The 17,808-nt window shown below is 65.6% G+C and carries 21 protein-coding genes; 11 read left to right on the forward strand and 10 right to left on the reverse strand.

The annotated features are described in order from the left end of the window. Window positions 1–13 precede the first annotated feature (13 nt). From ACFOSU_RS07345 to ACFOSU_RS07360, 4 genes are all read right to left on the reverse strand, one after another. Window positions 14–502 (reverse strand): acyl-CoA thioesterase, encoded by a 489-nt coding sequence (locus ACFOSU_RS07345; protein ID WP_380689209.1) that lies wholly within the window; start codon window positions 500–502, stop codon window positions 14–16. Between the two features lie 50 nt (window positions 503–552). Further along, window positions 553–966, reverse strand: coding sequence for a large-conductance mechanosensitive channel protein MscL (mscL, locus tag ACFOSU_RS07350; RefSeq protein WP_380687987.1), 414 nt, complete (start codon window positions 964–966; stop codon window positions 553–555). Between the two features lie 139 nt (window positions 967–1,105). Then, window positions 1,106–1,525: a glycine zipper family protein gene (locus ACFOSU_RS07355; RefSeq protein ID WP_380687989.1), complete on the reverse strand. Its 420-nt coding sequence runs from the start codon at window positions 1,523–1,525 to the stop codon at window positions 1,106–1,108. A gap of 20 nt (window positions 1,526–1,545) precedes the next feature. Beyond that, window positions 1,546–2,301, reverse strand: a complete 756-nt coding sequence (locus ACFOSU_RS07360) for a glutathione S-transferase N-terminal domain-containing protein (protein ID WP_380687991.1) — start codon at window positions 2,299–2,301, stop codon at window positions 1,546–1,548. A 160-nt stretch (window positions 2,302–2,461) separates the two neighbouring features. Between ACFOSU_RS07360 and queA the strand changes: the two genes are divergently transcribed. After that, on the forward strand, window positions 2,462–3,490 hold the full coding sequence (gene queA, locus ACFOSU_RS07365) for a tRNA preQ1(34) S-adenosylmethionine ribosyltransferase-isomerase QueA (protein WP_380687993.1): 1,029 nt from the start codon (window positions 2,462–2,464) through the stop codon (window positions 3,488–3,490). 11 nt (window positions 3,491–3,501) lie between these two features. Here the strand turns inward: queA and ACFOSU_RS07370 are convergent, their stop codons facing one another. Continuing rightward, the gene (locus ACFOSU_RS07370; RefSeq protein WP_380687995.1) at window positions 3,502–4,293 is read right to left on the reverse strand and encodes a DUF1206 domain-containing protein; all 792 of its coding nucleotides are present in this window, start codon (window positions 4,291–4,293) and stop codon (window positions 3,502–3,504) included. A gap of 53 nt (window positions 4,294–4,346) precedes the next feature. Between ACFOSU_RS07370 and ACFOSU_RS07375 the strand changes: the two genes are divergently transcribed. Further along, a complete protein-coding gene (locus tag ACFOSU_RS07375; RefSeq protein WP_380687997.1) occupies window positions 4,347–5,225 on the forward strand; it encodes a phosphatase PAP2 family protein in 879 nt (292 codons plus the stop codon). Window positions 5,226–5,237: 12 nt separating this feature from the next. Here ACFOSU_RS07375 and ACFOSU_RS07380 read toward each other — a convergent pair whose 3' ends face one another. Continuing rightward, window positions 5,238–7,046, reverse strand: coding sequence for a monovalent cation:proton antiporter-2 (CPA2) family protein (locus tag ACFOSU_RS07380; protein ID WP_380687999.1), 1,809 nt, complete (start codon window positions 7,044–7,046; stop codon window positions 5,238–5,240). Between the two features lie 94 nt (window positions 7,047–7,140). On the opposite strand from ACFOSU_RS07380, the gene ACFOSU_RS07385 reads away from it, so the two are divergent. The 4 genes from ACFOSU_RS07385 (at window position 7,141) to ACFOSU_RS07400 (ending at window position 10,215) form a co-directional block, all read left to right on the forward strand. Then, window positions 7,141–7,974, forward strand: coding sequence for an MBL fold metallo-hydrolase (locus ACFOSU_RS07385; protein ID WP_380688001.1), 834 nt, complete (start codon window positions 7,141–7,143; stop codon window positions 7,972–7,974). A 143-nt stretch (window positions 7,975–8,117) separates the two neighbouring features. Beyond that, a complete protein-coding gene (locus tag ACFOSU_RS07390; RefSeq protein WP_380688003.1) occupies window positions 8,118–9,431 on the forward strand; it encodes an alpha-hydroxy-acid oxidizing protein in 1,314 nt (437 codons plus the stop codon). Window positions 9,432–9,458: 27 nt separating this feature from the next. Beyond that, window positions 9,459–9,764 carry a DUF3301 domain-containing protein gene (locus tag ACFOSU_RS07395; RefSeq protein ID WP_380688005.1) on the forward strand — a complete coding sequence of 102 codons (306 nt, stop codon included), beginning with the start codon at window positions 9,459–9,461 and terminating at the stop codon, window positions 9,762–9,764. 67 nt (window positions 9,765–9,831) lie between these two features. Then, on the forward strand, window positions 9,832–10,215 hold the full coding sequence (locus ACFOSU_RS07400) for a hypothetical protein (protein ID WP_380688007.1): 384 nt from the start codon (window positions 9,832–9,834) through the stop codon (window positions 10,213–10,215). A gap of 66 nt (window positions 10,216–10,281) precedes the next feature. On the opposite strand, the gene ACFOSU_RS07405 is transcribed toward ACFOSU_RS07400, so the two are convergent. Continuing rightward, window positions 10,282–10,941, reverse strand: a complete 660-nt coding sequence (locus tag ACFOSU_RS07405; protein ID WP_380688009.1) for a pyridoxamine 5'-phosphate oxidase family protein — start codon at window positions 10,939–10,941, stop codon at window positions 10,282–10,284. An 80-nt stretch (window positions 10,942–11,021) separates the two neighbouring features. Further along, entirely contained in the window at window positions 11,022–11,597 is a 576-nt protein-coding gene (locus ACFOSU_RS07410; protein ID WP_380688011.1) for a glutathione S-transferase family protein, read from the reverse strand. Window positions 11,598–11,704: 107 nt separating this feature from the next. Between ACFOSU_RS07410 and ACFOSU_RS07415 the strand changes: the two genes are divergently transcribed. Beyond that, entirely contained in the window at window positions 11,705–12,205 is a 501-nt protein-coding gene (locus ACFOSU_RS07415; RefSeq protein WP_380688013.1) for an acyl-CoA thioesterase, read from the forward strand. A gap of 61 nt (window positions 12,206–12,266) precedes the next feature. Here ACFOSU_RS07415 and ACFOSU_RS07420 read toward each other — a convergent pair whose 3' ends face one another. Further along, window positions 12,267–13,121: a formate/nitrite transporter family protein gene (locus ACFOSU_RS07420; protein WP_380688015.1), complete on the reverse strand. Its 855-nt coding sequence runs from the start codon at window positions 13,119–13,121 to the stop codon at window positions 12,267–12,269. Between the two features lie 308 nt (window positions 13,122–13,429). Here ACFOSU_RS07420 and ACFOSU_RS07425 point away from each other — a divergent pair, with 308 nt between their 5' ends. The 4 genes from ACFOSU_RS07425 (at window position 13,430) to ACFOSU_RS07440 (ending at window position 17,396) form a co-directional block, all read left to right on the forward strand. Continuing rightward, window positions 13,430–15,061 carry a glucan biosynthesis protein gene (locus ACFOSU_RS07425; protein WP_380688017.1) on the forward strand — a complete coding sequence of 544 codons (1,632 nt, stop codon included), beginning with the start codon at window positions 13,430–13,432 and terminating at the stop codon, window positions 15,059–15,061. A 116-nt stretch (window positions 15,062–15,177) separates the two neighbouring features. Continuing rightward, window positions 15,178–16,230: an Lnb N-terminal periplasmic domain-containing protein gene (locus tag ACFOSU_RS07430; protein ID WP_380688019.1), complete on the forward strand. Its 1,053-nt coding sequence runs from the start codon at window positions 15,178–15,180 to the stop codon at window positions 16,228–16,230. A 123-nt stretch (window positions 16,231–16,353) separates the two neighbouring features. Beyond that, on the forward strand, window positions 16,354–16,815 hold the full coding sequence (locus tag ACFOSU_RS07435) for a DUF4864 domain-containing protein (protein WP_380688021.1): 462 nt from the start codon (window positions 16,354–16,356) through the stop codon (window positions 16,813–16,815). Window positions 16,816–16,850: 35 nt separating this feature from the next. Then, window positions 16,851–17,396, forward strand: coding sequence for a cupin (locus tag ACFOSU_RS07440; protein WP_380688023.1), 546 nt, complete (start codon window positions 16,851–16,853; stop codon window positions 17,394–17,396). A 53-nt stretch (window positions 17,397–17,449) separates the two neighbouring features. Here ACFOSU_RS07440 and ACFOSU_RS07445 read toward each other — a convergent pair whose 3' ends face one another. Then, window positions 17,450–17,719 (reverse strand): DksA/TraR family C4-type zinc finger protein, encoded by a 270-nt coding sequence (locus tag ACFOSU_RS07445; protein ID WP_380688025.1) that lies wholly within the window; start codon window positions 17,717–17,719, stop codon window positions 17,450–17,452. Window positions 17,720–17,808 lie beyond the last annotated feature (89 nt).

The following is a 17,808-nucleotide window of genomic DNA, read 5'->3' on the forward strand; positions in this document are numbered from 1 at the left end:
AGGCAATACGCGCCTAGTCGCGTTCGGCGTCGTCGTGATGCTCGCTGCGGCGCGCACGAATCCGCGCGGCGTGCTCGAGCCGGGTTTCACGGCGCAGGCCGGCCTCCTCGAAGCGATCCTGTTCCTGCCCGGTTTCCGGAGCGATCGGCGGTATGCGGGCCGGCTTGTGATCGTCATCGAGGGCCACGAACGTGGAATAGGCCGACACCACATGCCGACGCCGGCGCGTATAACTGTCCTCGGCGATCACGCGACAACCGATCTCCATGGAGGTGTCCCAGGCGCGGTTGCATACGGCAGAGAAGATCAGCGTATCGCCGGTGCGCGCCGGCGCCATGAAATGCACATCGTCGACCGACGCGGTCACGCACACCCGGCCACTGTGGCGCTCGGCCACCACCAGCGAGATACGGTCCATGGTCGCCATGATCATGCCGCCGAAGACGGTGGCATTGGCGTTCATGTCATTGGGAAAGACCTTGTAGATATGCTCGCGCACCATCGACAGCGACGGTGCGCGAGCGCTCGGCGCGTGCTCCGAATCAGCCACCGTCAGACGGGCGTCTTGCGCTCGCTGAGCAGATCACGGATTTCGGTCAGCAGCACTTCCTCGGTCGACGGCGCCGGCGGCGCACTCGGCTCCTCGGCTTCCTTGCGCTTGAGCGCATTGATGCCGCGCACCACGATGAAAATCGCGAATGCGACGATGATGAAGCTGATGATGGTCTGTATGAAGATCCCGTAGTTCACCGTGACCGCCGGTGCTTCGCCCGCGGCCTGGCGCAGGGTAAGACTCAGATTGGAAAAGTCGACCCCGCCGATCAGGATACCCAGCGGCGGCGAGATGATATCCGCCACCAGCGATGCCACGATCTTGCCGAACGCCGATCCGATCACCAGACCGACCGCAAGATCAATTACGTTGCCGCGTACGGCAAATGCCTTGAATTCACCCATCATGCTCATTTCAGCCCCCTTTTATTGACCTAGATGACTGGCCAGAGCATAGCCGGTGAAAGCGCGCAGCGGTAGTTATTCGAGTTCGACCCGGCCGGCAACCGTGGGACGCCGATCTGAAAAAGGCCGCGCCCGACGGGGCGACCGCTCAGTCCCAGCCGATCGGCTCGTAGCCCTGGTCGGCCAGACAGCGGTTCACGTAGGAACGATAGACCGGGGCCGGGTCATTACGGGCGAACAGGCTTCGAATCAGCCCGGCGGTCGCACCGCCGGCGGCACCGGCCGCGGCACCACGACCGACGCTGCCGTAGATCGCCCCGGCCACCGCACCGCCGGCGCCGCCCACGGCGCCGCCTTCAGCGGTACGCCGTACCGTGCCGCCCTTGGAGTAATCCAGACCGGCGGCCTCGGCGCGCTGCATGCACGCCCTGATCGCCTGATCGCCGGCGGCTTCGCCGCGCTGCGACAGCGTGCTGTTGGGGTACAACACCGGGCGCTGGCTAGCACAGCCCGCCAGCATCAACAGCACGATCACAAGACCGGAAAAGATTCTGTAGTGGTCATTCATGAGTCCAGCCCCTGCTGTAGTCAGCCGTAGGTGGTCCGCAGATAGCGCTCGATATCGGCGGATTCATACATGCGTGTATCGGTATTCGGGTCGATCAGATAAGGCACCTGCATGCGACCGGTCTCTTCCATCATCCGCTTGCGGTTGCGGCCTTCGACCGGCGTATCGGCGAAGAATTTCTCGCGCACCCAGGGCGGGCCCATATCGGCATTCACGGCCTTGCCCATATTGCGAAGAATATAGGGTACTTCCAGTTCGCAGAGTGTTTCGCGCACCAGCCGGGAGAACGGACTGGATTCGAAGCTGTAGAGTTCCAGCAATTCGCCCGGCGCGCGCGTCGCGCCCGAGGCGCGGATACCGGCAAAACCGCGCAGGGCGGTGGCGGCATTGGCACCGATCGCAGCCAGCGCGCCGGGCGCGGCGACGCCGCGATTGCGGCCCTCTCCGTAATGTTCGCGCAGGTAGGCGATGATCTCGCTGGACTCGTAGAGCAGGGTGTCGGTGTTGTCATCGACCAGCAAGGGAAACTGCTGGCGCCCCCCAATCGCTTCGGCCTGCGGCCGGAATCGCGTGCCTCCTCTGGGGCAGGGATAGATCACCGCGTCCAGATCCAGTTCGGTCAGCGCTTCGCGCACCAGCCGGCAGAACGGACAGCCTTCGTATTCGTAGAGTTGCAGCATTTCTTCGGGTTGCCGGGAACGCTTTGCACCACGGGTACCGCGCCAACCGCGGGCCGTGCTCGCCAGCGTGGATGTCAGAGCGTTTATTGCGTGCATGACGCACCTTGACTAGGAAAACACACACTTTACTCGCTAAAGTGAACTCGAGCCTGAACGACCCCTGCGGTGGCATACCACTTGCCCGCGAGTCCGGCACTGGCCAGAATCCGCGGCCTGGACTCCGCGCCCGGCCGACGGGCGACCACCACCGGGAACGATGGACAAGCGCGATTTCGACTATCATCTGCCCGAGGCGCGTATCGCCCAGCGCCCGCTGGACACGCGCAGTGCCTCGCGGCTACTGCAACTCGCACGCGCCGACGGCACGCTCACCGACCGCGCGATCGCCGATCTGACCGCGCTGCTCGGCCCGGGCGATCTGCTGGTGTTCAACGATACCCGCGTGATCGCGGCGCGTCTGTTCGGGCACAAGGCCAGCGGCGGCCGGGTGGAGGTCATGCTCGAGCGCATCCTCGACAGCGGCCGACTGTCGGCCAAGATTCGATCGAACAAGCCGCCCCGGACGGATACACGCATCGACATCGGCGATTTCCAGCTGCGCGTGGCGGCGCGCAGCGGTGAGCTCTATACCCTGGAACTCACCGCCGGCGAGAGCATTTCGGCGCTGCTCGACGCCCACGGCCATGTACCGCTGCCGCCGTATATCCGGCGCGACGACACCACCACCGATCGCAGTCGCTATCAGACCGTATGGGCACGTTACGACGGCGCCGTAGCCGCGCCCACCGCCGGCCTGCATTTCGACCGACCCCTGCTGGATGCACTGGCCGAACGCGGCGTGAGCTTCGATTACGTGACCCTGCATGTGGGCTCGGGCACCTACCAGCGTCTGCGCGAGGGCGACGTGCGCACCCAGTCACTGCACGCCGAGCGGCTCGAGGTCGCCGCGCCGCTGTGTGAACGTATCGCCACGGTGCGGGCGCAGGGCGGGCGCGTGATCGCGGTGGGCACGACCGTGGTTCGCAGCCTGGAGAGCGCGGCGCGCCAGCCCGGACACGAAGGCGAGCTGCGACCGTTCTCCGGCGAGACGGCGCTGTTTCTCAAACCCGGCGACGATTTTCATGTGGTCGATGCGATGCTCACCAATTTCCACGAGCCGCAGTCGAGCCTGCTGATGCTCGTCAGCGCATTTGCCGGCCGTGAATCCGTGCTGGCCGCCTACGACCATGCGATCCGGGCTGAATATCGTTTTCTGAGCTACGGCGACGCCATGTTCATCGGCTGATCAGCCGACGCTCAAACCCGGCCCAGACCGACCCGGCGCACAAAGGCCTCGATCAGGCTGTAGGCGCCGAACGCCATCACCCCGAGCGCGAGCACGCCCAGCAGAATCCGCCCGTAGGCACGGTCCTGCACCCACAGCATCACGCCCTCGATGCCGCGCGCGTCGGACGGGTCGAGGGTGACCGCGGAGTAGATCACGAACGCGCCCATGCCGATGAACAGCAGCCCGCGGGCGGACAGGCCGAAACGACTGACCGGATCGATCCAGTTCATCGCCGCCGGCGAGGCATCGAACCATTGTCGATAGCCGCGCTTGGCGGCCTTGACGAGATGGGCGATACCGGCACCCACCACGACGATACCGCCCACGGCGACCGCCGCGCGGCCGAACGGCCAGTCGAGGATGCGCGATACCGCCTGCTGCACCGGTTTGCCATCGTGGCTGGACCAGCGCATCGCGATCTGGACACAGCCCCAGGCCAGCGAGCCATGCAACAGGGCACTCACGAGCAGACCGCCGCGCACCGCCAGCGCCCGCGCGCCCCAGCCGTGCTCGTCGACGTCCAGCAGCGTCTGTACCAACCGCCACAGACCGTAGGCCAGCAGACCCGCCGCGATGCCGCCCAGCGCAATCTGGCCACCGGCATGGGTGCTGACTTCCCGCATCGCGCCGCGTACATCGCGCGCCTGCTCGAACTCGAGCGCCGCATGCAGGGCCAGCGCGCCCATCACCAGATAGACCAGGCCGCGCGCGCCGTAGCCGACGCGCGCGAACCAGCGCACGGTCATGCGTGTGTAAATCATCGAACGGTTGCCTCGTTATACTCGCTGCAAGTCTATCTGCTTTCATGGAATCAATGACGTCACTGCCCTTCTGGCAACTGCTGCTCGCCCTGATCGGCCTGCTGGTGGTGGGCCATATACTCGCCTGGTGGATCTGGCGTGCATTGGTCTTCTCGGGGCCGGTGCTCGGCCGCGGCATTTCCGGCATGGCCAAGCGCCGCCGCCTGCTGCACTGGTTCCAGCGGCGCCTGCCCGCCACCAGCCACTTCGTCGCACGGCGACTCGCCGTCGACCGCTTCTCCGGCCTGCCGCTCACGCTGATGGCCGCACTGGCGGTGTATCTGATGTTTCTGGGCGGCGGCCTGCTCGAGGACCTGTTCGAGGGCGAGGAGCTCACGGCGTTCGACCAGCAGGTCAACGCGGCTCTGAGCGTGCTGCGCGACCCGACCTTCCTCAAACTGGTGGGCATAATCACCGCGCTCGCCAACCTCGAGACGCTGATCGCGATCACCATCGTGGCAACCGGCTTTCTATGGGCCGATCGGCGCTCGCGCTATATCCCCGGCCTGCTGCTCACCGTGATCGGCTCGCAGACGATCACCTATATCGGCAAGTACGCGATCAACCGCGACCGCCCGGATTTCCTGACCTTCGCCACAGCCAGCACGCCGTCCTTTCCCAGCGGCCACGCCACCGGCGCCATCGCTGTGTATGGCTTCATCATCTATGCCATCGCCCGTGACCTGCCGGGCGCACGTCAGCGCTTCGAACTCGCCTACTGGGGCTGCGCGCTGATCGCGATGATCGCCGCAAGCCGGGCGGTGCTGTCGGTGCATTTCGCCAGCGATATCGCCGCCGGCCTGCTGGTCGGCGGCTTCTGGCTGCTGTCGGGCTTCGCCCTGACCGAATATCTCAACGAACGCGGCGTCGGACGCATCCCGCCCGGGGGCTAGCCTGCGCGCGGCTCAGGCACGCCGGGCCTCGGGCTCGGCATCGCCGGCGTGATCACGGGCGTCGCGCTCGAACTGTTCCTCGAGCTCCTGCGCGGCCTCCATCACCAGTTTGGCGTAGCGGGTGTCGTCGTCCGCGGCGTCGTGGTGTTCGAACAGCCGTTTTTCGTCGTGGCTGCGGAACAGCCGCTTGGCGCGATCGACCTCCTCCGATTTCATCCCCAGTGCCTTGAGCGCATCGCCGGCGAGTTCCAGGCTGGACAGGAACGTCTCCCGCTGCAGCACGGTGATGCCCAGATCCATGAGTTCGTAGGCATGATGCCGATTGCGCGCCCGGGCGATGATGGTCAAGTCCGGAAAATGCATGCGCACCATCTGCGCGGTGCGAATCGACGCCGCCTCGTCGTCGATCGCCAGCACGAACAGCTTGGCCTCCTCGGCGCGAGCGGCACGCAGCAGGTCCAGCCGCGATGCGTCGCCGTAATAGACCTTGTTGCCGTACTTGCGCACGAAATCGACCTGGTCCGGGTTGATCTCGAGGGCGGTGAAGCCGACATGCTTGGCGCGCAGCACACGGGCGACGATCTGGCCGACGCGGCCGAAACCGGCAATGACCACCGGATGCTCGGGGCCGTCCATGGTGTCGAACACCGGGTCGCTTTTGGGCGTGCGCAGGCGGTTGTAGGTGGCCACGAGCGCGACCAGCAGCGGGGTGAGCACCATCGACAGCGTGACCGTGGCCACCAGCAGATCGGCCTCGGTCTGCACGAACAGCCCACCGGCGACCGCGGTCGACAGGATCACGAACGCGAATTCACCGCCCTGGGGCAGATACGCCGCCAGGCTGCGCGATGCGTTCCAGTTCAGACCGTTGCGGCGTGCCAGCACGAACAGGATGGCCGCCTTGATCGCCACCAACCCAACGGTCAACTCCAGCAGATACAGCGGCTGGGCGATGATCAGCCCGACGTTGATGGACATACCCACGGCGATGAAAAAAAGGCCCAGCAGCAAATCCTTGAACGGGTCGACATTGGCTTCCAGTTCGTGGCGGTATTCGGAATCGGCCAGCAGCACCCCGGCCACGAACGCGCCCAGCGCCACCGAAACGCCGGTGGCCTCCATGACCACCGCCGTGCCGACCACGATCAGCAGCGTCATCGCGGTGAATATCTCCGGCATGCGCGTGGCCGCGACGAGCCGGAAGATCGGGCGCAACAGATAATGGCCGCCCACCACCATCACCCCGAGCACGGCCGCGATCTTGGCGGTTTCCAGCAGCGCGCCGACGAAACTGACCGACTCGCTGCCGTAGGTCAGCAGCGGCAGCAGGGCGAGGATAGGGATGACCGCCAGATCCTGGAAAAGGAGGATGGCGAACGCCGCCCGACCGTGCTTGGCGGTCAGCTCGCCGCGCTCGGCCAACAGCTGCAGGGCGAACGCGGTCGACGACAATGCCAGTGCAAGGCCGGCCACCAGCGCCGGCGCGAACGGCATGTGCATGACACTGGCGGCGGCGATGGCCAGCGCCAGCGCGGTAGCGCCCACCTGCAGACCGCCCAGCCCGATGATGGTCTTGCGCAGCGCCCACAGGCGCTTGGGCTGCATTTCCAGGCCGATGATGAACAGCAGCAGCACGACGCCGAATTCGGCGATATGCAGCACCTGCTCCACTTCGCTGATCAGCCCCAGGCCCCACGGCCCGATGGCGACACCGGCGATGAGATAGCCCAGCACCGACCCCAGCCCCAGACGCTGGGCGATCGGCACGGCGATCACGGCCGCCGCCAGGAATATGGCAATCTCTTCGAGTAGCGGACCCACGGCATCTCCCAAGTCGCGCAAGCGCGAACGCGCCGGCTTTGAGACATGATTCTAGCGAACTTCGAGCGCCGTTGAGGTCGCTGAAGGAGTCGATATGGCCGCAGCGCGAATCCATCACCTCAACTGCGCGAGCATGCATCCGCAGGCCGGTTTCACGCTCGAACATCCGAGTCGATCGAGCAGCTACCGTGGCCTGGTCTGCCACTGCCTGCTCATCGAGACCGAAGGCGGTCTGGTGCTGGTGGATACCGGCCTCGGACTGGCGGACGTCAGCGGCGGGCCCGCGCGCCTGGGCCGCATGTTCTGGCACGTGGTGCGACCGGCATTGGCCGAGCATGAAACCGCGCGGCGGCAGATCGAGCACCTCGGTTTCGACGCCGACGATGTGCGTCATATCGTGCTCACGCATCTGGACGTGGACCACGCCGGCGGGCTCGGCGACTTCCCGCGCGCCAGGGTGCACGTGCTCGCCGCCGAACACGAGGCCGCGCAGACACGCCGGCATTTCAAGGAGCGTGACCGATACCGTCCGGCCCAGTGGGCGCACGCACCGGACTGGGCGCTGTACGCGCCGGAGGGCGAGCGCTGGCAGGGTTTCGAGTCGGTACGGGCGCTGGTCGATCTGCCGCCCGAGATCCTGCTGATACCGCTGGCCGGCCATACCCGCGGCCATGCCGCGATCGCGGTTGCCCAGGGTGACGGCTGGCTGCTGCACGCCGGCGATGCCTATTTCCACCGCGATCAGATGTCGACCCGGCCCTGCTGCCCGGTCGGGCTGCGTCTGTTCCAGGCCGCCATGGCACTGGACAACAGCCAGCGCCGCGCCAATGTGGTCCGGCTACAGGAACTGGCGCTGGGCGACAACGGCGTTCAGGTCTTCTGCAGTCACGACGCAGTGGAACTGGCGCGCGCCCAAGCTCAGCAATGACACCCAGGCAGGCGCCGAATTGCTAAGCTCGGACCGAGCACGCTCCAGTCCGGAACTCCGATGCACACATACGTCACCCCGATGAAAGGCCTGCGCGTGATCGGCCCTGCCCGTACAGGTTTCCGCGCCGGCGAGCCGGCGGCATGAGCGCGCCCGCAGACAGAGACAAAACGCCCGCCATCCGCGATCGCCAGCAGGCCATCTATTCGGCCGGCATGGCCGGCCGCCGGCCGCGTGTACCGGTAGACTACGCCGCGCTCGAGAGCGAGGCGGGCGCGCGGATGTCGGCCGAAGGCTTTGCCTATATTGCCGGCGGCGCCGGCCGTGAATCGACCCTGGCCGCCAATCGCGCCGCCTTCGAGCGCTGGCGGATCGTGCCGCGCATGCTGCGCGACGTAGCCACGCGCGACACCCGCATCGAGCTGTTCGGGCACCACTATCCGCAGCCCTTTCTGTTGTGCCCGATTGGGGTGCTGGAAATGGCCCACGTCGATGCCGACGTGGCGGTGGCCCGGGCGGCCGCCGCGCGCGGCGTGCCAATGGTCTATTCCAATCAGGCCAGCCGCTCGATGGAGGAATGCGCGCAGGCGATGACCGCGGTGAACGCCGACGCGCCGCGCTGGTTTCAGCTCTACTGGTCCAAATCCGATGCCCTGGTCGAATCGCTGGTGACACGCGCTGAAGCCTGCGGCTGCCAAGCGCTCGTGGTCACGCTCGATACCACGCTGCTGGGCTGGCGCTCGCGCGACCTGGATATGGCGCATCTGCCGTTTCTGCTCGGCCAGGGCATCGCCCAGTACACCTCCGACCCGGTGTTTCGCGCCGCGCTCGCCGATATCGGCGACGAAGGGCCGCGCCCGCCGATCACCACAAAGACCCTGCGCAACGTGATGGCGGCGGCCCGGCATTTCCCCGGCTCCAGCCTGCGTGCGCTGACCAGCGGCGACGCGCTCGCGGCGGTGCGCCATTTCATCGCCACCTACTCGCGGCCGAACATCACCTGGGCCGATCTGGCCTGGCTGCGCGAGCGCACCCGCCTGCCGATCGTGCTCAAGGGCGTGCTCGACGGTGCCGATGCCAAGCTGGCGGTGGAACACGGGGTGGACGGGCTGATCGTGTCGAACCACGGCGGTCGCCAGGTCGACGGCGCCCGCGCCAGTCTCGATGCGCTTCCCGAGATCGTCGCCGCCGCGCCCAATTTGCCCGTGATTCTGGATTCCGGCATTCGCGGCGGCGCCGACGTGTTCAAGGCGCTGGCGCTGGGCGCGACCGCGGTGGGGCTGGGCCGGCCCTATGCCTACGGATTGGCGCTGGCGGGCGAGGACGGGGTGGGCGAAGTGCTGGATAATCTGGCCGCCGATTTCGAACTCACCATGGCACTGGCCGGCTGCACCGATGTCGCGGCGATCCGGCGTGGCGACACGCGGCTGGTGCGCGACGAAGCGGTGGCTGGCTGATGCGCCACCGCCGTTGCTGATTAACTGATGTTCGATGCGTTTCCGTGGCTGCTGGGTCTGAGCGTGGTGGCGCTGGTCTGGTGGCAGGCCATGGGTGCCAAGACCCATGCGCGCAACGCCGCACTGGCCGCCTGCGAGGAGGCCGAGGTGACCTTCATCGACGAGCTCGCCTTCAAGGGTCTGTCGATCGGTCGCGACGCGCACGGCCGGCCGTGCATCAAGCGCCGCTACGGCTTCGAATTCTACCGGCGCGGCGATCGCCGCTATGCCGGTACCATCGAGATGCACGCCGAGCGCGTCGCCCATGTTCAGCTCGACCCGTATCCGATCTGAAGCCGTTCAGCGAACGGTCGGTCGCCTGCCCCCAAGCTGATGCTACAACCCGAGCATCGAGATCGCGATGACCCTATCCACGCCGACAACGAACACCCGTTCGCCACATTTCGGCCGCCAGTCTTGTTTTTTGGCGGCAATCGCTCTTTCCAGCCTGATGCTCTGGGGCTGTGCCCAGGCGTCCACCGACGAGGCTTGGGACACATTCCGCGCCGAGGTGGCCAGCCGTTGCGAGCGCGCCGCGGCCGATCAGCTCGACGATATCCAGATCAGCGTGGATCCGTTCGGCTCGGCGCATTACGGCCTGGCCCTGCTCAACGGCACCGAGCACGGCGCGGACGCGTCGCGATCGCTGATCTGCGTCTACGACAAGCAGGAGAAGACCGTCGAGCTCGGCACGCCGTTCGATCCCGCGGCCGCGCAGCCGGCGGCCGCCATGCCGGCGCAATAAGCGGCCGCCAGCGGCTCTGCTCCACGTGAAACCGCTGCCGGGCAAGGGATCACGCGGCTTCCACGCTCAGGCGTCCGGATCGCCCGCCTTGATCTTGTCCACCCATTCGTCCTCGGTCAGATAGCCCTCACGTAGCGCTTTTGTCTGGTCCGCCGTGTTCAGCACATCCTGCATGCCGTCGATACGCTTCCAACCCGCCAGCGGCGCGGGCCGATCGGTCTGCGGCACGTAGCGCGACGACGACACACGCTGATATTTGTGAATATAACGTGGGCAGTTCTGCCAGAGCTCGTGGATCTGTACGCGGACGAGCAGATCGGCCCCGGGCCATTGTTCGAGCAGCGGATCGTCGGCGCTGACCTGTGCCCGGCCCTGGACACGCAGCCGGTGCGGGTGCTCGAAATCGATGAACAGCAGGCCCACCTCGGCGTGGCTGCTGGCATTGCCCATCGACAGATACATGCCGTTGCCGTCGTAGTTGGGAAACGCGATCGTGTGGGCGTCGAGCACGCGCACGAAGCCCGGCGCGCCGCCCTTGTAGGACACGGTCGGGCGGCCGCGATCATCGACGGTGCTCAGAAAGAACAGGTCGCGCGATTCGATGAAGCCGGCCGCCTCGTCGTCGATGACCGTGTTCATGGCCACGTCCTCGATCCGATCGGCCAGCGCCCGCGTCTCGAAACGATCCTGCAACGCGCGCTGGGCATCGCCGTAGAGTCGGCTCATGGCATCTCCTCGGGTATCGCTTGTTGGTTGTTATCCGACCCGGTCGAGATTGAGCCGCGCCCCGCGCGTCGTCAAACGCCTCAGCCGGCGTTGCGCGGGTCGGTTTCGGCCACCATCGGCTGCTGGCGATGGCGTTGGCGCACCTCCAGCAGCGGTTGGTGGGCACTGAAATCGAACAAGTCGCGCAGCTCCATCCAGTCGACAAGCGCATACACGCACATCGCCGGATAGTGCCAGTCGTCGAACGCGCCGGCGGCGGCCTGCTCGGACAACGCATCGAGGGACAGACGAATACGCTCATGCTGCAGGTTGTAGAACAGTACATCCGCCGCGATGTCGATCCCCGAGCGCTTGGACAGGGCCAGGGTGACGCCGGAGTCGTTGACCGCGTCGATGAGGGTCAGCTGATTTTCCTGGGCCCAGCTCAACGGCGCCAATGCCATCTTGTCCGCCAGGTAGCGGGCGATTACCCGCGAATCGTAGATGCCGTTATCGCCGTCGATGAGCATGGGAATCTTGAGCGCGGGATTGTGCCGACGCAGCTGATCACGATCGGCCCCGTAGATATCCATACTCGCGAACTCGCAGGGCGTGTCACCCAGCAGCAGGCGGATGCGACGAACAAAGGGCGAAGTGCCCGAACCCAGAAGTTTCATGGCGACAGACCTGTGCAGAATACAAATGGACCCCAAGTCTACAACGGCCGGCCCCGGCCGCCGCGCGGCTGTAGACTGACGGCTACCGCCCTTATGCCGCATCCGCCATGAATCCCACGCCCGCCACCGATATCACGCTGCGTTTTCTCGCCGAGCCCTCCGACGTCAACTTCGGCGGCAAGGTGCACGGCGGCAACGTCATGAAGTGGATCGACCATGCAGGCTACACCTGCGCGGCCAACTGGAGCGGCAGCTATTGTGTGACCGCCTATGTCGGCGGTATCCGTTTTCTGCAGCCGATTAACGTCGGCGACCTGGTCGAGCTCAAGGCCGAGCTCATGCATACCGGCCGCACCAGCATGCATATCTCGGTGAGCGTGCATGCACGCAACCCGCGTAACGCCGAGCGCCGCTTCACCACCCACTGCATTCTGGTGTTCGTGGCCACCGACGACAGCGGCCAGCCGACACCGGTGCCGGCTTTCGTGGCCGAAACCGCGCAGCAGAAACGCATGAGCGACTATGCGCTGAAGATGATCGAACTCAGGCGCAACATGCAGGCCGAAGCCGGTTCATTCCTGGAGAGTCTGGAAGACACGCAGCCGTGAGCACAGACGACTGAGCCCGATGCGCCATGCGCATCGGGCTCGGCGACGCCGCGCGCCATCGCTAGGGGCTGGTGGTCGCCGTGTCGTTGTGCTCGGCCTTGACCGATTCGACCACGGCACGGCTGTTGCCCGGGCCGTGCGTTACGTAGAGCGCACCGGCGGTGAAGACCAGGCCGCCGACGATATTGCCGAGCGTGACCGGGATCTCGTTCCAGACCAACCAGTCCCAGACGGTGAGTTCACCGCCCATCATCATGCCCAGCGGAAACAGGTACATATTGACCACGGCGTGCTCGAAACCGAGTCCGAAGAAGATCAGGATCGGCATCCACATGGCGATCACCTTGCCGCCCACGCTCTTCGAGAGCATGGCCCCGATCACGCCCGTGACCACCATCCAGTTGCACAGAATGCCCTTGACGAACACGGTCAACATGCCGGCGGCGCCGTGCGCTTCATAGCCGAGGGTGCGCGCATCGGCGGCCTTGGCGATGGCCAGACCCGCGGCCGGCGGTACGTCGGTGAACGCCTGGGTCCAGGCGATGGCCAGCAGAAAAGCCACCGCGACGCTGCCGATGAGATTGCCAAGAAAGGCATAGCCCCAGCTTTTGAGCATGCCGTTGAGCGTGATCCCCTTGCGGCCGGCGATCAGGGGCAGGGGCGCCAGCCCGAACACGCCCGTGACCAGATCCAGGCCCAGCAGGTTGAGCGTGCAGAAGCCCACCGGGAAGATGACCGCGCCGACGATGGGCAGCCCGGTCTGAACCGCCGCGGTCACCGCCAGCGCCACCGCAATACCGAGGATGGCGCCGGCCATGGCACCACGCAGAATCATGTCCCGCGGCGACATGTTGATCTTGGCCTCGCCCACGTCGATCATGACGTTGGTGAATTCCCTGGGGGTGAGATACGACATGAGCGAACTCCCGGTAATGTCGCCGCAGCCTGCGGTTGCAAGCTGAGACATCGTTGTCTAAAAATCGTTGTTACCTCCAAGCAATTAACGCGCCAGCCGCCTTTATCAATAAAAACCGCGTGTTACCGGATCTGATCCGATCGCAACCTGCTTCAGGATCGTGCGCTGCCGCACCAACGGCGCGCATCCCGGGGCGCCGCGAATTTCTATTTCCGGGCGCCCGACGGGATTTACCGGCGCAAACGCGCGATGATGGAACCCTTGTGCGAAATACCTGTCCTTAGCGAGACGCTACTCAAGGCAATTAAATGCAACGACGTACATTGTTGAAGGCATCGCTGGCGCTGGCATCGATGGGCCTGCCGGCGATCCCTGCATTCGCGCAGCCGCGGGAGGCCGAAACCGACGAGCCGACTTTCGATTTCGACTGGCTCAAGGCGCACGCCAAGTCGCTGGCCGGCGAGCCCTATCGCTCGCGGGTCGAGGATCTGCCCGAATCGCTGGCAACGCTGGCGCCGCTGGATTACCAGAAGATCACCTACGATCGGAACAAGGCACTCTGGACCGGCGATACGCGTACCGACCTGCGCATGCATTTCTTCCATGTCGGCATGCAGTTCGACAAGCCCGTCACCATGCATGCGGTGGACCCGGACAGTGGCCGTTCACGGGTCATCCATTTCCGCCCGGAACTATTCGACTATGCCAGCAGCGGCATCGATCCGGCCACGCTCGAAGGCCGCGACCTGGGCTTTGCCGGCTTCCGGCTCGCGGTCAATGGGGAAGGCAATCCGATCCAGGAAGTGGCTGCGTTTCTGGGCGCGAGCTATTTCCGCGCCATCGATGAAAACAAGCAGTATGGCCTGTCCGCGCGCGGGCTGGCGGTCGACACCGCCCTCGATCGTGCCGAGGAGTTTCCGGACTTCACCGATTTCTGGTTCGTCCATCCCAAGGACGGTTCGCAGCAGGTCACCGTCTATGCGCTGCTGGATTCGCCCAGCGTGGCCGGCGCCTATCGCTTCGATATCGACTGTCAGGACAAGGGCGTGGTCATGACCGTGGCCATGGACATCTACACCCGCAAGGATATCGAGCGGCTGGGCATCGCCCCCATGACCAGCATGTTTCTCAAGGGCACCAGCCAGCCGCAGGCGCGCGACACCATTCATCCGCAGGTGCACGACTCCGACCGTCTGGAAATGTGGCGCGGCAACGGCGAGTGGGTCTGCCGCCCGCTGTTCAACCCCAAGTCGCTGCAATACAACGCATTTACCGACGAAAACCCGAAAGGGTTCGGCCTCGTGCAGCACGATCACGATTTCAACAACTACCGCGACGACGTCGCCTGGTACAACAAGCGGCCGAGCCTCTGGGTCGAGCCGATCGGCGACTGGGGCAAGGGCGATATCGCACTCATCGAGCTGCCCACGGTCGGCGAAACCATCGACAATATCGGTGCCTTCTGGATCCCCGAGGCGCCGGTCAAGGCCGACCAGCATCTGTCATACGGCTACAAGCTCTACTGGTGGCCGCTGCCGCCGGTCGGCCCGACGCTGGCGCAGGTGGAAAAGACCTGGACCGGCATGGGCAACGTACCCGAAGGCTGGATTCCCGGGGACAAGTCCCCCGACCAGTACGCCCGGCGTTTCGCGGTCGATTTCGTGGGCGATCCACTCGATAAACTGCCCGGCAATACCCCGGTCGAAGTGCAGGTGGAAGTCTCGCGCGGCAAGCTGGGCATGGTTCAGGCCCGACGTTTCGAGCCGATCAAGGGCTATCGCGCGATCTTCGACTGGGTGCCGGACGATCCGTCCGACGCGGCCGTGTCGATCCGCCTGTTTCTGCGCACCGGCGATCGCCCGCTGACCGAAACCTGGCTCTACCAGTGGGTACCGCCCAAGGCCGACGAGCGTCACTACGCGGATTCTCCCGAGCCGTAGCGCTGCAGCGCCGCGCGTGTTTTCGCTAGCATGGCGCTTCGATTCGCGCCCAGCGGGCGCCCGCCCGGGATCAACCGCCATGACCGACCCACGCCTGCGCCCCGGTGCGCACGCCCATGCCTGAACTGTTGTTGAGCCTGCTCTGGCGGCTGCCGCTGGCCCTGGTTATCCTCGCACTGGCCGCCTGGGGCGGATTGGCGCTGTGGTTTCGCGGCCCGGCGTCGGTGATCGGCGCGCTGGTAATCGTGGCCGTCTGGACGCTGCTCGCCGTGGGCGTGCTTGTCGTGCTGTTCGTACCGGCATTGCGCGAACTGCGTCTCGGTGCACTGGTGGTCTTCGGACTCGGCTTTGCCGGCCTGTGTCTGTGGTGGAGCACGATCCAGCCGCAACAGCAGCGCGACTGGGCACCCGACGTGGCCCGCCTGCTCGATGCCCATATCGACGGCGATATCGTCACCCTCCAGAACGTACGCAATTTCGCCTGGCATGCCAGCCGCGACGATTTCACCCCGCGTTGGGAAAAGCGCAGCTACGATCTGTCGACCCTGCGCTCGGTGGATCTGGTGGTGTCGTACTGGATGGGCCCGGCGATCGCGCACACACTGGTCAGCTTCGGGTTTGCCGACGGGCGTTATTTGGTGTTCTCCGTCGAGGTGCGGCGCACCCGGGATCAGCAGTTCTCGCCGCTCGCCGATTTCTTCAAGCAATCCGAGCTCGTTCTGGTCGCCGCCGACGAGCGCGACATCGTGCGCACCCGCTCCAATGTGCGCGGCGAGGACGTGTATATCTACCGCGTAGGCATGTCGCAGGACGCTATCCGCACGCTGTTTCGCTCCTATGTCGACGAAGCCCACAAACTGCAGCGCGCGCCGCGCTTCTACAACACGCTCTATTCCAACTGCACGACCATCGTCTACGACATGGTCAAGCGTATCGTGCCCGGCCTGCCGCGCGATATCCGCCTGATTCTGTCGGGCTATCTGCCCAACTATATCTACGACCTCGGCGCGCTCGACACCTCGCGCGACTTCGACGAACTCGAGCGGCGCGGCTATATCGACGAACGCGCCAACGCTTCCGACATCGACGGTCGTGCGAGCGAACACTTCTCGCAGGCCATCCGGCGCGGCGTTCCCGCCCCCAACGGCAAGCTTATCGAACCGCAGTAATCGAACGCCGATGTCCGTGCACTGGCGCCTGCACCCGATTCGCGCCAACATGGACAGGCCAAGACAGCGCTGGAACGACAGCACCAAGACTGCCGCCAGCCCATTACACTCCGGGGGACTGCCATGCGTTCGCATCGATTCGTTGTCGTAGCCCGTTTCACGCTCGCGCTGCTGCTGTTCGCCGCCGCCGGCCACGCCGCGAGCAGCGGCCCGTCGCCAGAGCTCACGCCCACCGACGTGGTCCGCCTGCAACTGGAAGCGTTCCGCGCCGACGATGCGCGCGGCGCCTACCGTTTTGCCTCGCCGGGCAACCGCGGCATGATCGGCAGCCCGGCCGAGTTCGCGCAGCTGATCAAACGCCAGTACGCGGACATGCTCACCCAGACCAGTGCCCGCGTCAGCCTGAAACAGCGTGACGACGACACCGCCCAGGTGCTGGCCGAGTTGCAGCAGGTCAACGGCCAGGAAACCGCCTATGTCTTCTTTCTGTCCCGGCAGCAAGAGGGCGACTGCAACGGCTGCTGGATGACCGACGGCGTGTTTCCGCTGCAGCCGGCGAACGACCAGCCGCTCTACAGCATCTAGTAGGCGAGTCGGCCTGTTGGAGCGGTGAGGCAACGATGGCCCTGAAGCCGATCGAGCAACTGTTCGGCGCCCGGCGGCCTGTAGCCGAAAGGCTGTATTTCGACGATGACGGGCGTACGCCCAACAGCCGCTATCCGGTGCTGGTCTATCGCGGCGAGCCGAGCGGCCAGGGCTCACTCGCCGAACCGCTCGAAGCCCTGTTCGCCGCCAACGCCTGGCCGCCGCAGTGGCGCGGAGGTGTATTCGATTTTCATCATTATCATTCGGTTTCGCACGAAACCCTGGGCGTGGCCCGCGGTCATGCCGTACTCATGCTCGGCGGCGAAGACGGCTCGCGGCTGCGAGTCACGCGCGCGGACGTGCTCGTATTGCCCGCTGGCACCGGCCACTGCCGAATGCAGGCGAGCACCGATTTCGAACTGGTGGGAGCCTATCAGCCGGATCAGCAGCGATGGGATATCTGCCGCAGCGATTCTGCAGCCGACCATGACGCGGCGATCGCGCGTATCGCCCGAGCAAGCACACCCGACCACGATCCGGTCAACGGTCGCAACGCCGGCGTACCTGTGCTCTGGAGGTAGGGCGTGCTGCCGTTTGGCGCGGCGTCGGGCCAAACCGCCCTGGACCGCGGGGCTCAGCGCAGCTGGCTGTCCTTGCTGCCGCGGCGATTGAAGCCCGAGGCATTGGCGTTGTGCTTGTCGACCTCGGACTGGCAGGCCACGCACAGCCGCACGCCCTTGATGAGTTCGCGGCGACGCTCGGGAATGGGCTCGCCGCATTCCTCGCAATGGGTCAGGCTTTCGCCGGCGCCCTCGAGTTCACGCCGTGCCTGATCTACGCCGTCCTGCACGGTGCTGTCGATCTGCTCCTGTACCGCGCCTTCCTTGGCCCAACCGGTTGCCATCGCATCCTCCCGCGTTCGGAAATGGTCCGCGCCCCGTGAACCACCGTTTCCAGCGTATTTCGACGCTGTGCGTCGGCGCTCGGGCGCTG

The sequence above is a fragment of the Salinisphaera aquimarina genome (genome assembly GCF_042643355.1).
In the GTDB taxonomy this organism is placed as follows: domain Bacteria; phylum Pseudomonadota; class Gammaproteobacteria; order Nevskiales; family Salinisphaeraceae; genus Salinisphaera; species Salinisphaera aquimarina.

Bases quoted from the DNA above. Each gene is read 5' to 3' on its own strand.
- ACFOSU_RS07345 (WP_380689209.1), bottom strand. From the start codon at position 502: ATGGTGCGCGAGCATATCTACAAGGTCTTTCCCAATGACATGAACGCC.
- mscL (WP_380687987.1), bottom strand. From the start codon at position 966: ATGAGCATGATGGGTGAATTCAAGGCATTTGCCGTACGCGGCAACGTA.
- ACFOSU_RS07355 (WP_380687989.1), bottom strand. From the start codon at position 1,525: ATGAATGACCACTACAGAATCTTTTCCGGTCTTGTGATCGTGCTGTTG.
- ACFOSU_RS07360 (WP_380687991.1), bottom strand. From the start codon at position 2,301: ATGCACGCAATAAACGCTCTGACATCCACGCTGGCGAGCACGGCCCGC.
- queA (WP_380687993.1), top strand. From the start codon at position 2,462: ATGGACAAGCGCGATTTCGACTATCATCTGCCCGAGGCGCGTATCGCC.
- ACFOSU_RS07370 (WP_380687995.1), bottom strand. From the start codon at position 4,293: ATGATTTACACACGCATGACCGTGCGCTGGTTCGCGCGCGTCGGCTAC.
- ACFOSU_RS07375 (WP_380687997.1), top strand. From the start codon at position 4,347: ATGACGTCACTGCCCTTCTGGCAACTGCTGCTCGCCCTGATCGGCCTG.
- ACFOSU_RS07385 (WP_380688001.1), top strand. From the start codon at position 7,141: ATGGCCGCAGCGCGAATCCATCACCTCAACTGCGCGAGCATGCATCCG.
- ACFOSU_RS07390 (WP_380688003.1), top strand. From the start codon at position 8,118: ATGAGCGCGCCCGCAGACAGAGACAAAACGCCCGCCATCCGCGATCGC.
- ACFOSU_RS07395 (WP_380688005.1), top strand. From the start codon at position 9,459: ATGTTCGATGCGTTTCCGTGGCTGCTGGGTCTGAGCGTGGTGGCGCTG.
- ACFOSU_RS07400 (WP_380688007.1), top strand. From the start codon at position 9,832: ATGACCCTATCCACGCCGACAACGAACACCCGTTCGCCACATTTCGGC.
- ACFOSU_RS07405 (WP_380688009.1), bottom strand. From the start codon at position 10,941: ATGAGCCGACTCTACGGCGATGCCCAGCGCGCGTTGCAGGATCGTTTC.
- ACFOSU_RS07410 (WP_380688011.1), bottom strand. From the start codon at position 11,597: ATGAAACTTCTGGGTTCGGGCACTTCGCCCTTTGTTCGTCGCATCCGC.
- ACFOSU_RS07415 (WP_380688013.1), top strand. From the start codon at position 11,705: ATGAATCCCACGCCCGCCACCGATATCACGCTGCGTTTTCTCGCCGAG.
- ACFOSU_RS07420 (WP_380688015.1), bottom strand. From the start codon at position 13,121: ATGTCGTATCTCACCCCCAGGGAATTCACCAACGTCATGATCGACGTG.
- ACFOSU_RS07425 (WP_380688017.1), top strand. From the start codon at position 13,430: ATGCAACGACGTACATTGTTGAAGGCATCGCTGGCGCTGGCATCGATG.
- ACFOSU_RS07430 (WP_380688019.1), top strand. From the start codon at position 15,178: ATGCCTGAACTGTTGTTGAGCCTGCTCTGGCGGCTGCCGCTGGCCCTG.
- ACFOSU_RS07435 (WP_380688021.1), top strand. From the start codon at position 16,354: ATGCGTTCGCATCGATTCGTTGTCGTAGCCCGTTTCACGCTCGCGCTG.
- ACFOSU_RS07440 (WP_380688023.1), top strand. From the start codon at position 16,851: ATGGCCCTGAAGCCGATCGAGCAACTGTTCGGCGCCCGGCGGCCTGTA.
- ACFOSU_RS07445 (WP_380688025.1), bottom strand. From the start codon at position 17,719: ATGGCAACCGGTTGGGCCAAGGAAGGCGCGGTACAGGAGCAGATCGAC.